At 66.9% G+C, this 14,536-nt stretch carries 15 protein-coding genes and 1 pseudogene; 4 read left to right on the plus strand and 12 right to left on the minus strand.

The window, feature by feature from the left end; all coding sequences use genetic code 11:
• Positions 1-236: 236 nt before the first annotated feature.
• Positions 237-491, plus strand: a complete 255-nt coding sequence (locus FGL98_RS16600; RefSeq protein WP_146318482.1) for a hypothetical protein — start codon at positions 237-239, stop codon at positions 489-491.
• 346 nt (positions 492-837) lie between these two features.
• On the opposite strand, the gene FGL98_RS16610 is transcribed toward FGL98_RS16600, so the two are convergent.
• The 4 genes from FGL98_RS16610 to ku form a co-directional block, all read right to left on the minus strand.
• Positions 838-1,686, minus strand: coding sequence for a phytanoyl-CoA dioxygenase family protein (locus FGL98_RS16610; protein ID WP_222432222.1), 849 nt, complete (start codon positions 1,684-1,686; stop codon positions 838-840).
• Positions 1,687-1,765: 79 nt separating this feature from the next.
• The gene (locus tag FGL98_RS16615) at positions 1,766-2,281 is read right to left on the minus strand and encodes an amino-acid N-acetyltransferase (RefSeq protein WP_146318484.1); all 516 of its coding nucleotides are present in this window, start codon (positions 2,279-2,281) and stop codon (positions 1,766-1,768) included.
• Positions 2,282-2,345: 64 nt separating this feature from the next.
• The gene (locus tag FGL98_RS16620) at positions 2,346-4,892 is read right to left on the minus strand and encodes an ATP-dependent Clp protease ATP-binding subunit (protein WP_146318486.1); all 2,547 of its coding nucleotides are present in this window, start codon (positions 4,890-4,892) and stop codon (positions 2,346-2,348) included.
• Between the two features lie 182 nt (positions 4,893-5,074).
• Positions 5,075-5,914, minus strand: a complete 840-nt coding sequence (gene ku, locus FGL98_RS16625) for a non-homologous end joining protein Ku (protein WP_146318488.1) — start codon at positions 5,912-5,914, stop codon at positions 5,075-5,077.
• Positions 5,915-5,931: 17 nt separating this feature from the next.
• Between ku and ligD (FGL98_RS16630) the strand changes: the two genes are divergently transcribed.
• Positions 5,932-6,906 (plus strand): non-homologous end-joining DNA ligase, encoded by a 975-nt coding sequence (ligD, locus tag FGL98_RS16630; RefSeq protein WP_146318490.1) that lies wholly within the window; start codon positions 5,932-5,934, stop codon positions 6,904-6,906.
• Positions 6,906-7,805 carry a non-homologous end-joining DNA ligase gene (ligD, locus tag FGL98_RS16635; protein ID WP_146318492.1) on the plus strand — a complete coding sequence of 300 codons (900 nt, stop codon included), beginning with the start codon at positions 6,906-6,908 and terminating at the stop codon, positions 7,803-7,805. Before ligD (FGL98_RS16630) ends, ligD (FGL98_RS16635) begins: the two co-directional genes overlap by 1 nt.
• 112 nt (positions 7,806-7,917) lie before the next feature.
• Here ligD (FGL98_RS16635) and FGL98_RS16640 read toward each other — a convergent pair whose 3' ends face one another.
• The 6 genes from FGL98_RS16640 to FGL98_RS16665 form a co-directional block, all read right to left on the minus strand.
• The gene (locus FGL98_RS16640; protein ID WP_146318494.1) at positions 7,918-8,241 is read right to left on the minus strand and encodes a histone-like nucleoid-structuring protein Lsr2; all 324 of its coding nucleotides are present in this window, start codon (positions 8,239-8,241) and stop codon (positions 7,918-7,920) included.
• A 77-nt stretch (positions 8,242-8,318) separates the two neighbouring features.
• A complete protein-coding gene (locus FGL98_RS16645; RefSeq protein ID WP_146318496.1) occupies positions 8,319-8,504 on the minus strand; it encodes a hypothetical protein in 186 nt (61 codons plus the stop codon).
• Between the two features lie 66 nt (positions 8,505-8,570).
• A complete protein-coding gene (locus tag FGL98_RS16650) occupies positions 8,571-9,077 on the minus strand; it encodes a methylated-DNA--[protein]-cysteine S-methyltransferase (protein ID WP_146318498.1) in 507 nt (168 codons plus the stop codon).
• Positions 9,074-10,570, minus strand: coding sequence for a DNA-3-methyladenine glycosylase 2 family protein (locus FGL98_RS16655; RefSeq protein ID WP_146318500.1), 1,497 nt, complete (start codon positions 10,568-10,570; stop codon positions 9,074-9,076). The genes FGL98_RS16650 and FGL98_RS16655 overlap by 4 nt, the downstream gene beginning before the upstream one ends.
• 55 nt (positions 10,571-10,625) lie before the next feature.
• On the minus strand, positions 10,626-11,483 hold the full coding sequence (gene panC, locus FGL98_RS16660; protein ID WP_146318502.1) for a pantoate--beta-alanine ligase: 858 nt from the start codon (positions 11,481-11,483) through the stop codon (positions 10,626-10,628).
• A gap of 60 nt (positions 11,484-11,543) precedes the next feature.
• Positions 11,544-12,446, minus strand: coding sequence for a Rossmann-like and DUF2520 domain-containing protein (locus tag FGL98_RS16665; RefSeq protein WP_246136599.1), 903 nt, complete (start codon positions 12,444-12,446; stop codon positions 11,544-11,546).
• 45 nt (positions 12,447-12,491) lie between these two features.
• Between FGL98_RS16665 and FGL98_RS16670 the strand changes: the two genes are divergently transcribed.
• Positions 12,492-13,442 carry an SAM-dependent methyltransferase gene (locus FGL98_RS16670; RefSeq protein WP_186526213.1) on the plus strand — a complete coding sequence of 317 codons (951 nt, stop codon included), beginning with the start codon at positions 12,492-12,494 and terminating at the stop codon, positions 13,440-13,442.
• Between the two features lie 23 nt (positions 13,443-13,465).
• On the opposite strand, the gene FGL98_RS16675 is transcribed toward FGL98_RS16670, so the two are convergent.
• Both FGL98_RS16675 and FGL98_RS16680 read right to left on the minus strand, forming a co-directional pair.
• Positions 13,466-14,227 carry a DUF8017 domain-containing protein gene (locus tag FGL98_RS16675; protein WP_146318508.1) on the minus strand — a complete coding sequence of 254 codons (762 nt, stop codon included), beginning with the start codon at positions 14,225-14,227 and terminating at the stop codon, positions 13,466-13,468.
• Between the two features lie 182 nt (positions 14,228-14,409).
• Positions 14,410-14,536, minus strand: a pseudogene (locus FGL98_RS16680) (IS5-like element ISMt1 family transposase); the annotation flags it as partial.

Here is a 14,536-nt window from a genome sequence, read left to right on the forward strand (position 1 = left end):
TACGCGAGGGTCGCGAACGACACGACAACCGCGGCGGCTAGCGCCCACACGACCGCCTCGACGCACACCAGGCCAAAGATCGGCAGCGCCCGGACGGGCCACCGCATGGGTGCCACCTCCGGTTTGTCGCGAGCCATCCAACCCGACATCCACGGCAGCACCACCGCCTGCAAGGCAAGTGGCTAGTCCGATGCTGGACACGGCCCGCAGTGCACTTCACCGGATATGACACCCGCATGTCTGCGTATGCATTACTGACGACTGAGGATGGGAACATCCTGCTGAGGTGGTACAACGGGAGCGCTCAAGCCGACCCTCGCTGTTTCTTCGGCGGTGACCTCGTGCGCCCGCAACTGGCCTTCGACCCCGACCACATCAGCGATGCCATGGTCCTGGCCGCCGTGTCCGGGCGGGCGGAGGTGCTGGACCTGTCGATCGAGGACCCCGAGATCGAGGATGTTGTGCGGCGCATCTATCACAGCAGAATGTGACGGTCAGCCAGCACCCCCGCACCTCGACTACCTCGCAGCCCTCGCAGCCCATGGCCGCTCTCGCCGGCCGGGGCACGAGCTGCGGCATGATCGTGCCGACAACGACGGGTGCCAGCACACCGGTCATCGTGCTCAAGGGGAGAGTGTCTGCCCGACCGCAACCCGGGTTGCCCGGGCCTACAGCTCATCGATCACGGTCGGCGCAGCACAAAGTCAGGGCCTGTGTGCCACCGTGCAGATATGGTCCTGCAGTTGGCCATACCTGGCGGGCCGATCGCACACGAACTCCTACCTGAGGTGCTCAGACCCTGGCGGCAATGCCTTCAAGATCGGCATCTGACGGCGATCAGTAAGGGATCGCCTGCCACAGTACGTTCTTTCCGGCATCGGGATCGTCCATGACCTCAGCAGGCATATCGCGCAGAGTCAGCCCGGCAGCTTTCGCCGCCTCCCGGGCTTCGTCGTCGTACGGCAACTTGCGCCATGCGTCGACCATGTACTTGCGCGTTTTTAGATAGTCGCCGTAGCGCTGAGCGTGGCTGTCTACAGCACCCAGGTGGGCAAAGATCGCAATCCGGTCGCCGTCCGGTGGTGCAATCATCCACTTCTTGAAGGCGTCGTGCTCGGTCGGCAGTGGCGTCGGCTTCAATCGATCGAACGGCGCCCGCAGCAACGTCCCGTTGCCAGAATGCGTGATTCGCATACTCCAGACGGCAAGGTCACCAGGCTTCACCTTCACGTAAACGTTCTTGCCGTCCGTGAGATTGGCGATGTCGTGCGAGCCATCTCGCAGGTTGAGCCCGCCGGTGTGTCGGGTGTGGTCTTGGCAGTAGATGCCGAACCGCAACTGTGTGTATCGGCCGTCCCAGTCGGGAGCATTGCCATCCACGCGGTCAGCGTTGTCCTTGTGGAAGCCGCGCTGCGTCCCATTTATGGTCAAGGAACTGTCGCCGCCATAGTGGATCGCATCACTGCCGAGTAGCTTGCGCGCCACAGCAACCAGGCGGCCATCGGTGAGGACCCGGCGCAGCTTTGGCTTCGCAAGCAGGTCACCGCCAACACCCTTGGAGGCGTATGCATCCCGGCGCAAATCCTGGATCTCTTGGGCAGAATACAGGCCTGGAAGGATCGCCCACCCGTCCGTCCAGAACTTGTCAACGTCGAGGGCCCCCACGATTTGGTTGGTATCAGTCACAATTTACTCCAGTGCAGGTAGTCAGGATGCGAACACTGTATCCCGCGACCGCATCGCGGGCACACATTCAACCGGAGTGTCAGAGCTCGAGCAGCATGCGGGTGTTGCCAAGCGTGTTCGGCTTGACGCGCTCCAGGCCAAGGAACTCGGCCACGCCGTCGTCATACGACTGGAGCATCTCGACGTAGACATCGGGGGTGACGGCATCGCCATCGATCTCCCGGAATCCATAAGATTCGAAGAAGGCCACCTCGAAGGTCAGGCAGAACACTCGCTGGACCCCCAGGTCGCGCGCCCGCACGATCAGAGTCTCCAGCAGCCGACCACCAAGGCCGCGGCCCTTCTGGCCCGGGTCGACCGCGAGCGTGCGAACCTCCGCGACGTCCTCCCACATGACATGCAGCGCGCCGCAGCCCACGACGCGTGAGTCATCCTCCGCCACGATGAACTCTTGCACCGTCTCGTAGTAGGAGACGGCCGGCTTGGCCACGAGGGTCCGCGTCTCGACGTAGGGCTCCACCAGCGCACGGATCGGTCGGACGTCTGCCGCGCGTGCCGAACGAAGTGCCAGACCTCCCGGATTCGGATTATTCACAGCAGGAGCCTATGGCAATGGGCCCGGGGACGACTGCCCCCGGGCCCTTTGTCAGTATGCGGTGTCACTCCTTGCTGAGGTCGATGCCTCCCGAACCGTCACCAAGGCCCGCGGTCTCAACGGGGACGGTGTCCGGCGTCTTAACCTGCGGGGTGCCGGCAAAGGTGAACTTCGCGTTCTTCCCCTCGCCCTCGACGTCGACCAGCACGATCTCCCCGGCGGTGATCTCGCCGTAGAGAATCTTCTCGGACAGCATGTCCTCGATCTCGCGCTGGATGGTCCGACGCAGTGGCCGAGCACCCAGTGCGGGGTCGTAGCCGCGCTTGGCGAGCAGGTCCTTCGCCGACCTGGTCAGCTCGATCGCCATGTCCTTGTCCTTCAGGCGCTCGTCCAGACGGGCCACCATCAGGTCGACGATCTGCACGATCTCGTCCGGCGTCAGTTGCGGGAAGACAATCGTGTCATCGACACGGTTGAGGAACTCCGGGCGGAAGTGCTGCTTCAGCTCGTCGTTGACCTTCGCCCGCATTCTGTCGTAGCCGGTGGCGGAGTCGTTGCCCGACGCGAACCCGAGGGTCACGCCCTTGGCGATGTCCCTGGTGCCGAGGTTCGTCGTCATGATGATGACGGTGTTCTTGAAGTCGACGGCTCGCCCCTGGGAGTCGGTCAGCCGACCGTCCTCCAGGATCTGCAGCAACGAGTTGAAGATGTCCGCGTGCGCCTTCTCGACCTCGTCGAACAGCACGACCGAGAACGGCTTGCGCCGCACCTTCTCGGTCAGCTGGCCGCCCTCCTCATACCCGACATATCCGGGTGGGGAGCCGAACAGCCTCGACACGGTGTGCTTCTCGGAGTACTCCGACATGTCGAGCGTGATCAGGCTGTCCTCGTCACCGAACAGGAACTCTGCCAGCGCCTTGGCCAACTCGGTCTTGCCGACCCCGGTCGGGCCCGCGAAGATGAACGACCCACCCGGGCGATGCGGGTCCTTCAGGCCGGCACGCGTGCGCCGGATCGCCTGGCTGAGCGCCTTCACAGCGTCGTCGTTGCCGACAATGCGCTTGTGCAGCTCATCCTCCATGCGCAACAGCCGCGAGGACTCCTCCTCGGTCAGCTTGAAGACCGGGATCCCGGTGGATGCGGCCAGCACCTCGGCGATGAGTTCCTCATCCACCTCGGCGACGATGTCGCTGTCCCCGGACTTCCACTCCTTCTCGCGGCGCGCCTTCGCCTCGATCAGCTTCTTCTCGTCGTCGCGCAGCGCTGCAGCCTTCTCGAAGTCCTGCCCGTCGATCGCGGACTCCTTCTCCCGGCGAACATGCGCGATCTTCTCGTCGAATTCCCGCAGGTCCGGCGGGGCGGTCATCCGGCGGATCCGCAACCGGGCTCCGGCCTCATCAATGAGGTCGATCGCCTTGTCCGGCAGGTGCCGGTCGTTGATGTAGCGGTCGGCCATGTTGACCGCACCCACCAGCGCACCGTCGGTGATGGTCACGCGGTGGTGCGCCTCATACCGGTCACGCAGGCCCTTGAGTATCTCGATGGCATGCGGGATCGTCGGCTCCAGCACCTGAATGGGCTGGAACCGCCGCTCGAGCGCCGCATCCTTCTCGATGTGCTTGCGATACTCGTCCAGGGTCGTGGCGCCGATCGTCTGCAGCTCACCACGAGCCAGCATCGGCTTCAGGATGGACGCGGCGTCGATCGCACCCTCTGCCGCGCCAGCACCGACAAGGGTGTGGATCTCGTCGATGAACAGGATGATGTCGCCGCGGGTGCGGATCTCCTTGAGCACCTTCTTCAGGCGCTCCTCGAAGTCGCCTCGGTAGCGGCTGCCGGCCACCAGGGACCCGAGGTCCAGGGTGTAGAGCTGCTTGTCCTTCAGCGTCTCGGGGACGTCGCCGCGCACGATGTCGGCGGCCAGGCCCTCGACCACGGCCGTCTTGCCGACGCCCGGCTCACCGATGAGGACGGGGTTGTTCTTGGTGCGCCTGGACAGCACCTGCATGACGCGCTCGATCTCGCTCTCGCGCCCGATGACGGGATCCAGCTTGCCCTCCCGCGCCGCCTGGGTCAGGTTGCGCCCGAACTGATCGAGCACCAGGGATCCGGCGGGGGTGCCGGGCTCCTGGGTCGAGCCACCGACGCCGGCACCGGCAGTCTCCTTGCCGCCCTGGTAGCCGGAGACCAGCTGGATCACGGTCTGGCGCACCGTGCCGAGATCGGCACCCAGCTTGACCAGCACCTGTGCAGCCACGCCCTCACCCTCACGGATCAGGCCGAGCAGGATGTGCTCCGTGCCGATGTAGCTGTGGCCGAGCTGCAGACCCTCGCGCAGGGACAGCTCCAGCACCTTCTTGGCGCGCGGAGTGAAGGGGATGTGGCCGGACTGCGTCTGCTGACCCAGGCCGATGATCTCCTGCACCTGTTCACGCACGTTCTCCAAGGAGATGCCGAGGCTTTCCAAGGCCTTGGCGGCAACACCTTCCCCTTCATGGATCAGCCCGAGCAGGATGTGCTCCGTGCCGATGTAGTTGTGGTTGAGCATGCGCGCCTCTTCTTGGGCGAGCACGACCACCCGACGGGCGCGGTCGGTAAATCGTTCGAACATCTCAACTCCTCGAATACCACGTTCACTCACGATGCTAGCCGGATCCCACCGCAATGCCACCTGGCAGTTCACGATGGGGTCACTGGTCTTGTGCGGCACAACGCCGTCAGGCGGCAGGGTGTTCCACCGTGCCGCGTTCACGGTGCCGCGTTCGCCGTCAGCGAACGCCGCACCCGAGCCCCTCAGCCCGTCTTCTTCGCCCCGCCGGACTGCTTCTTGGTCCCGCGAGACGACCTCTCCCCCCGCGACTCCTTCGCCCGGTCGACGCTCTGCTGCAGTGCTGCCAGCAGATCGACGACCTGCGCGCCGCTCTCCTCCGACTGGGCCGGTGAGGCCACTTCGCCGCCTTCGAGCTTGGCCTCCACGACGGCCTGGACGGCCTTTTCGTAGTCGTCCTCGTACTCGTCCGGGTCGTAGTCCCCGGCCATCGAGTCGACCAGCATCCGCGCCATCTCACGCTCGGCGGACTTGATCTTCTGGTCGGCGTCCTCCAGCACGCTGAAGTCCGGGTTGCGGACCTCGTCGGGCCACAGCAGGGTCTGCAGGGCGATCACCTCGCCGCGCACCCGCAGCACGGCGACCGTCGTGCGGGTGCGGATCGACACGGTCACCAATGCCACCCGGTCGCTGCTTTCCAGGGCCTCCCGCAGCAGCACGTAGGGTTTGACGGCCGTCTTGTCCGGCTCGAGGTAGTAGCACTTGCCGAGGTAGAGCTCGTCGATCTGGTCGGCGGGAACGAATTTGTCGACCGCGATCTCCTTGTTCGTGCTGATCGGCAGATCGGCCAGGTCGTCATCGGTGAGGATGACGACGTCGCCGTCCTGCGTCTCGTATCCCTTCGCAATGTCGTCGTAGGAGACGGTCTCCCCGTCGAGCGAGCAGACTCGCTGATAGCGGATCCGGCCGCCGTCCGCGCGGTGCACCTGCCGGAACTGGATGTCATGGTTCTCGGTCGCCGAGTACAGCCGAACCGGCACATTGACCAGTCCGAACGACACGGCGCCTTTCCAAATTGCTCGCATTGACAAAAGATTGCCTCATGCGTCCGATGCTCGCCACCCCTGCGGCCACTGTTCCTGTCGAGTCGGGCTGGCAGCACGAGGTCAAGTGGGACGGTATGCGGATCCTCGCCGACGTGCGCGACCACCGGCTTCGGCTGTGGTCGCGCACCGAACGGGACGTGACGGTGGCTTTCCCGGAGCTGCTGGCGGAAGACGCGGGCCTGACCGCATACGAGGACCTGCTGCTGGACGGCGAGGTGGTGGTGCTTCGGAACGGCGTGCCCTCGTTCGGCTCCCTTGCCGATCGGTTCAACCTGACCAGGGCGAGCGAGGCGCAGCGGCTCGCCGGCACGGCCCCTGTCACCTTCATGGCCTTCGACGTCCTGCGGATCATGGGCCACGACGTGATGCCGCGGCCGTTGCGGGAGCGGCGTGAGCTGCTCGAAGGCATCGACCTGGCCACCCGCCGAGCCCAGATCCCGGTGACCTTTGCCGATGGCGCGGGCCTGGCCACGGCCACCCGGGATCGGGCGCTGGAGGGCGTCGTGTCCAAACGGGTCGGCTCGGCCTACCGGCCAGGGCGACGCAGCGTCGACTGGCAGAAGGTGGTGCACCGCCGGTCGGACTCCTTCGTCATCGGTGGGTGGCGCCGCGAGACCGGATCCGATCGACTCGGCGCGGTGCTGATCGGCGCCCCGTCGACAGGTGGGCTGGTCTATTGCGGCCGGGTGGGTTCCGGGCTCGCAGGTCGGGCCGGCGAGCGGCTGCGCGAACGTCTCCAGCAGCTTCGCGCCGCTACGTCGCCGTTCTCTGCACCGGTGGACCGGGAGGATGCCGCCGGTGCAATCTGGGTGCGGCCGGACCTGGTGGTGGACGTGGAGTTTCGAGAGCGTTCGACCGGGGGCCGGCTACGGGCGCCGACCTGGCGGGGCCTGCGCGGCGACCTGTCCGCGGCAGATCTGGGGACACCCTCCCCTCGCGGGGGCCTGACCGGTCCGGAACGGGAGGGCTAGTGGCGCGTGACGAGCTGTGGGCGCAGGTGGCCGGGAGGCGGTTGCGGATCAGCAACCTGGACAAGCTGCTCTACCCGGGGACGGAGACCACCAAGGGTGAGGTTCTGCACTACTACACGCAGGTGTCCGGCCCGCTGCTCGCGGTGCTGGCCGACCGGCCGGTCACCCGGGTTCGCTGGCCGGACGGAACCGGCGGGCCGTCCTTCTTCGAGAAGAACATCCCCTCGGGCGCACCGTCCTGGCTGAACCGAGTGACGCTGTCGGCCAGCGGCTCCCGCACCAGCGACGACGTGACGTATCCGCTGGTGCATGACCTTGCCGACCTGACCTATCTGACGAACCTGGCCTCGCTCGAGCTGCACGTCCCGCAGTGGCAGGTGGCGAGCGGCGGGCGGGCAAACCCCGACCGCCTCGTCATCGACCTGGATCCTGGTGCACCGGCCGGTCTGCCGGAGTGCGCCACGCTTGCCCTCGTGGTGCGCGACCATCTGCACGACGCCGGTTGCACCCGCACTGTGCCGGTCACCTCGGGCAGCAAGGGAATGCAGGTGTATGCCGCGCTCGACGGGTCGCGCAGCAGCGACGACGTGCGCGACTGGGCACGCACGCTGGCCATGCGACTGACCAAGGATCACCCCGACCAGGTGGTCTGGAAGATGACCCGGTCCATCCGGCCGGGAAAGGTGCTGCTCGACTGGTCGCAGAACACGGCTGCGAAGACGACGATCGCCCCCTATTCGTTGCGCGGCAAGGACCGGCCGACGGTTGCCGCGCCGCGCAGCTGGGCAGAGGTCGCCGACAGCGTCAGGTCCCCGCACCCGCTGCAACAGCTCGACCTCTACGACGTGATGGAGCGGTTGGAGCGGGACGGGGACCTGTTCGCCGCCTCATTGAAATGATTGGTAGCGAAGTACTGAGCGACGCAGGAGCGAAGACCTCGTTGGTATGTTCTTGTCGGGGTCCCCGCGAAGTACTGAGCGACGCAGGAGCGAAGACTTCGTGGGGTATTTCTCAGCCGTTCGCCTTGGCGTACGCCTCCTGCACCTTGGCGGAGACTCGACCACGGTCGCTGACCGTGAATCCGTTGTCTCGGGCCCATTCACGGACCTTGCCCAGATCGGGGCGGCCGGCGGTGGTGCGCGGCGCCGTCTGGCGACGACCACGAACCCGACGGGCATGTCCGACCCAGCGAGCAACGTCATCACGAAGTTTCGCGGCATTTGCCGCGGAAAGATCGATCTCGTAACTCACGCCGTCGACCGCGAAATTCACTGTCTCTGCGGCCTCGGAACCATCGAGGTCGTCTTCGAGCAGAATCTGCACGCGCTGTGCCATGAACTAAACTCCTCGATCAGGTATCACGAATATCTACATCGAAGAAAGTAACACAGAACAATAGGAAAGCCACATTCTCATGAATGTGATTTGCGACGCGACTCTTCTTCTTCGCGACGACGATCCTTTTCATCCTCTTGGCGTTCCCACTTGGCGTGCGCTGCACGCTCGCGACGATCACCTTCGACGAGGTGCTTCACTACCACATAGAGGAGGTAGAGCATCCCGGCCGACGGGATCAGCGTAGAAATGTATGGCCACACGCCTCTTAGGATAACCCCGTCGGGTCCCCGCGAACGACCGAGCGACCACCGGCACGAGTGAGGCCCCTAGAAGAGTGCCCGTCCGCTACCGCTCGCCTCCAGTGCCAGCAGCGTCCGCTTGCGCTGCATACCGCCGCCGTAGCCGGTCAAGCTGCCGTTCGAGCCCACCACCCGGTGACACGGAATGACCACAGGAATGGGGTTTCGGCCGTTTGCCAGGCCGACCGCCCGGCTGCCGCGCGGCGAGCCGACGAACTGAGCAAGCTGCAGGTAGCTCCAGGTGTCGCCATACGGAATCTGCAGGAGAGCGGACCACACTCTTTGCTGAAAGTCGGTGCCGACCGGATGCAGTGGAAGGTCGAATTCGTGACGGTTTCCGGCAAAGTACTCCGCCAACTGTGTCTGCATAGCCGCTAAGAGCGCATCGACCTTCGTCGGTGCGCCATGTGCCTCGTCGATGTCGCCGTCGCCCTTCCAGTAGACGCCGGTGATGCTGTCACCTTCCGCAACCAGAATCAGCGAGCCGATCGGTGAATCCTCCATCACCGTATGGCGCCGCGCCACCTCATTCATGAAGGAGTGTCTCCCGTCGGTATTCGGTTGATCTCATGATCACCCATAGCCCAAAGGTGTTGCACGGCATACGCCCGCCAGGGACTCCACCGCCCGGTGATCTCTGCCCTGCCGGCGGCCGACCCGGGCAGGTGGAGAGCGTCCAGCGCGCGACGGACACCGAGGTCGGTCGCGAGAAAGGCGTCGGGATCACCCTGGACGCGCATGGCGACTCCCTCGACCGTCCACGGGCCCACCCCTGGAAGCCGTAGCAGCCGGTCTCGTGTGGTGGCCCAGTCGGCGCCGGGCGACAGGTCGATCTCCTGCTGCGCCAGCGCGGTGCAGAGCGCCCGCACCGTGCGACGGCGCGACTGCGGCATCGCCAGCGACTCGTCCGTGGCGTCGACAAGGACCTCGGGCGGCGGAAAGAGCCGGCTCAGGCCGCCGTCCGGGTCGTCGATCGGCGTGCCGTAGGCGTCCGCGAGGCGGCCGGCATGGGTGCGGGCCGCTCGGGTGGAGATCTGTTGACCCAGGACCAGGCGGACGGCGAACTCCTCGCCATCGGTGGTGCGCGGCACCCGCCGGCCGGGCGCCGCCCGCACCATGGCGGCCAGGACCGGGTCCGCCCCCAGCTGCTCGTCGATCGCCTGCGGGTCGGCATCGAGGTCCAGCAGGTGCCGACACCGGTTCACCGCCGTCGTCAGGTCGCGCAGGTCGGTGAGCCACAACCGGGCCTGAATGTGATCCGCCCTGGCCTTGACCGCGACGACCCCCGGGCCATGCGGCAGCCGCAGCGTGCGCCGGTAGGCGCCCGCGCGCCACTCCTCCACCCCTGGCACGGCCGTGGCAGCGAGATGTCCGAAAAGGTTGTCCGGGCAGAGCGGCCGGCGGAACGGAAGGCGCAGCCTCAACTGCTGCCAGCCATCGTGCTGCACCGTGTCGCGCGTCGAGCGGTGGCCGGGTGCCCGGCGACGCAGTTCTCCCGGGGTCAGTCCGAAGACCTCCCGCACCATCTTGTTGAACGCGCGAACACTGCCAAAGCCCGCGGCATACGCCACCTCGGTCAGCGGTAGGCCGGTGGTCTCCACCAGGGTGCGAGCGGTCTGGGCCCGCTGGGCGCGGGCCAGCGCGAGTGGCCCCGCGCCCAACTGTGCCCGGACCTGCCGTTCGATCTGACGAGTGCTGTAGCCCAGCCGGGCGGCCAGCCCGTTGACACCCTCCCGGTCGACCACGCCGTCGGCAATCAGCCGCATCGCGCGGGCGACCAGGTCGGCCCGGGTGGACCACTCCGGCGATCCCGGGCTGGCGTCCGGGCGGCAGCGCTTGCACGCCCGGTATCCGGCGGCCTGCGCCGCGGCGGCGCTCGGCAGGAATGTCACGTTCTTCGGGTGCGGGGTGCGCGCGGGGCAGCTCGGGCGACAGTAGATGCGGGTAGTGCGCACGGCGACGATGAACCAACCGTCGAAGCGTGCGTCCTTGGCCCGGATGGCCCGCAGCCGGACATCGTCATTCATCAGCACCTCACCAGTGTGCGCCGACGCCGGGCGCCGGACTAGCCGGAAAGCGACATCACGCCCGGGTGCCCGGGCCCACCTCGAGGGGGATGTTGTCGATCAGGCGGGTGGTGCCGATCCTCCCGGCCACGGCGAGCAGGGCCCGGCCCCTGTACCACTCCGGCACCTGCTCGAGGCCGACCGGATCGACCAGGACCAGATAGTCGACCATGACCAACGGTTCGCGCACGAGCACGTCGCGTGCGGCACGCCGCACGGCTGCGGGCCCTTCCTCCGCGGCGCTCGCACCTGCCCTGAGCGCCGTCGACAGGCAGGTGGCGATCTCGCGGTCCGCGGACCCGAGATAGATGTTGCGACTGGACAGCGCCAGGCCGTCGCCCTCGCGGACCGTCGGGACCGCGATCACGTCGACACCGAAGTCCAGGTCGGTCGACATCCTGCGGATGAGCAACAGCTGCTGGGCGTCCTTCTGACCGAAGTAGGCGCGGTCGGGCCGCACCAGGTGGAACATCTTGGCCACGACGGTGAGCACCCCGTCGAAGTGCCCCGGACGCGATGATCCCTCGAGCACGTCGCCGAGCGACCCCGCGGACACGCGAACCTTGGGTTCACCGTCCGGATAGATCACATCCGGTGACGGCGCAAAGACGAGGTCGACGCCTTCGGCACCACACATCCGCACGTCGTCGTCGAAGGTCCGCGGGTAGCGCGACAGGTCCTCGCCGGCGGCGAACTGCAACGGGTTCAAAAAGATCGTCACTACGATGTGGTCGGCCTCTGCGCGAGCCTGCCGCATCAGCTCGGCGTGACCCTCGTGCAGGGCACCCATCGTCATGACGACGGCCACCTTGCCGGTGAGCTTCGCACGAGCGTCAGACAGCTCATCCCTCGTGTGGACCACTACTGGCGTCATCGCAGCTCCCTTGTCGACGATTTGCACGTGCTCAAGCAGATCGGGCGGCGCGGGTCGGACTCAACCGTTCGTGTCCTTCTCGTTGCTGCCGAACAGATCGAGCATCGGACCGCTGACCTCAGCGGGCAGCGTACGCCGTGCTGCCGCGCGCTTGGCGGTTGCCCAGGCAAGGGCGCGGTAGGCCGTGTCGATGTCGTCGTCCTGCTGCCGGGCCGTCGCGAGGTGCGCGCGCACAGTCCTGATGTCCCCGCGGGCCACCGGACCGGTCAGCGCCTTGTCGCCTCGTTCCAGGGCATTGTCGAGCGCCGCCTCCAGGAGCGGCCGCAGCAGCCGCGACGGATCATCGATGCCAATTCCACGCAACAGCTGCTGCGACTGAGCGACGAGCGTCACCAGGTGGTTTGCGCTGTGAGCGAGCGCAAAGTGGTACTCGGCCCGGTCCTCGTCGGCCAGCGGAAACGGGTCACCGCCGAGGTCGACGACGAGTGCCTCGGCAACCAGACCTGCGCCGGGGGAAGCCGTCACGGCGAAGGGGGTGCCGGTGATCCGGCTCAGGTCCTTCGCGACGCCGGTGAACGTCATCGCCGGGTGCAGCGCGGCCGCCTCCCCGCCCGCCTCGATCACCGGATCGAGCACCTCGATGCCGTGAAACCCGCTGGTGTGCACGGCCAGTCGCCCACCATCCCAGGCATGCTGCGATGCGAGGCCCGTGACAAGATCGGCGATCGCGTCGTCCGGGACGGTGAGCAGCACGACACCCGCTGACGCGACGACCTCTTCCACGGAGGTGACCGGGACGCCGGGAAGCAGGAGGGCGGCGCGCTCTCGAGACGCATCGCTGATCGCGGAGGTCGCTACGACGTGATGCCCTGCCAGCTGCAGCGCGGCGCCGAGCACGGCGCCGACCTTTCCGCAGCCGACGATGCCGACATCCAGCGACGGTGGACTCATCGGGGCGCTCATCTGCATGACGCTAGCGCGCCCCGCCCAGCCCCCTACGCTGGGGCGATGACCTGGCAGCCATGGACTCGCGCCTGGCAGCAGGCGCTCTACGGCCGCGAGGGGTTCTACCGCCGCAGCAGCCCTTCCGAGCACTTCGCCACCTCCGCGCAGGGCATCCCGGGCGCGGGACCACTCCTGGCCTCGGCGGTCGCACGGCTGGCCCGACAGCACGGTCTTGAGCAGATCATCGACGTGGGCGCCGGACGGGGCGAGCTGCTCCGTGAGCTGGCGAGACACGACCCTGGGCTGACCCTGACCGGCACGGATGTCGTGCACCGACCTGCAGACCTGCCTGGATCCATCTCCTGGATTCAGGGGCCCGGTGGGGCGCTGCTCGCCGATGGCATCACTGCCGTGGAGCAGGTTCTGGTCATCGCCCATGAATGGCTGGACGTCGTGCCCTGCCCGGTGGTGGAGTTCGACGGTCGATCCTGGCGGCTGCTGGAGGTCACCCCCGCCGGCGACGAGCGTCTGGCGGGCGAGCTCGATGACGCCGGTCGGGCCTGGTGCCAGGAGTATTCGTTCCCGGACCCCCACGAGGGTGACCGACTGGAGATTGGCTCCCCCCGCGATGCCGCCTACGCCCAGTTGTGCTCACGGGTCCGTCAGGGGCTCGTCGTGGCCGTCGACTACGGCTACCGGTCCGGGATGCAGCCGCGGCACGGCACGCTGACCGGATATCGGGACGGCCTTCAGTGCCTCCCGACGCCGGACGGGACCTGCGACATCACCGCACACGTCTGCATCGACTCGCTCGGAGCGGACAGTGCGATGCCGCAACGAGAGCTGCTCGACCGCCTCGGTGCCGGTATGCCGGCCCCACCTCTCACGCTCGCGAGCACGGACCCGCCGGCGTACCTGCAGCGGCTCGCGACGCGAAGCGCCTGGTCCGCTCTGCGCGCAGCGGGCGGCCTGGGCGACTTCTGGTGGGTCATCCGCACCATCGACATTGGATGAACCGCGCAGTCCGGCGCCTGGTCCTAATCAGTTCGCTGCGGGGCGCAGAGTCCGCAGGATCGCGTCGGCCTGTTCGCAGACAGAGCGTCGGGCACGTCGATCGCACGGACCAGCACGAGCAACGTCGACCTGCTCCCCATCGAGACGCCCATCGTGCGGACCTCGACCTTGGCAGAGTCGCAGTTCTTCTTGTCCCGGTCACCGGTGGTCGCGACGATGGTCGACTCCACGGCCGGCAGCCCCTGCACGCCGGTCTGGCTCGTGGTCATCTTGCCCCGGTGGGCATACGACTTGTTGTCCTTCCTCAGGGCGATGGCGTTCGCGAACTTCTTTGCCGCATCCGGCGCCGCATCCGCCGGATCGCTCTGTCCGATGCCGTAGAAGCCGACGAACGCGAGGTCGGCGGTCTTGGACGTCTTACAGAAGCCGGCTCGATACGTGGCGGCGTCGCCGGCGGCAGCGAGCGGTTTGCCGGTGCTGTCAGCGAAGCCGATGATCTCGGTGCTCTTGTAGACCCAGTTCTTCTTCGGCACGTCGTAGGCCGCGGACGCCAGTCTCTTCTCGGCCAGAACCGCCTGCCAGCCTGCCTTCAGCGGTCGCACACCCGTCCGCACGACATCCGGATTCGTCCAGCTGTCCTCCGGTGTGCTCGGCGTCGAGGTGGCCGCTGGATTGGACCCTGCCGCGTTCGCTGCCTGTCTGCCATGGCCGCCGGTGACCTTCAGGATCACCACCGTCACCACTACCGCGACCACGACCACGACCGCGATGAGTGCGGCCAGCACGCCGCGCCTACCGCCGTCAGGAGTCTGCTTGCCGGGCGCCGTAATCGCCTCACCAGACGCCTGCTGGTATCTGTCGTAGTAGCGGTTCTGCGACCCGGAGTCACCCCCCGGAGCCTGCCCCTGTCAACCCGAGTTGTCGTCGCTCACGGGCCCAGGGTATCTGCGTGGCTAGAGCCTGTCTCCTATTGGGTTTTGATGTGGATGATGGTCGCGGCCAGCAGCACGCCGCCGAGGAAGGTGCGGGCGTGCTTGTCGTACCGGGTGGCGATGCCGCGCCACTGCTTGAGCCGTAGGTAGCTACGTTCGACG

The sequence above is a fragment of the Leekyejoonella antrihumi genome, from assembly GCF_007845645.1.
GTDB lineage: Bacteria > Actinomycetota > Actinomycetes > Actinomycetales > Dermatophilaceae > Leekyejoonella > Leekyejoonella antrihumi.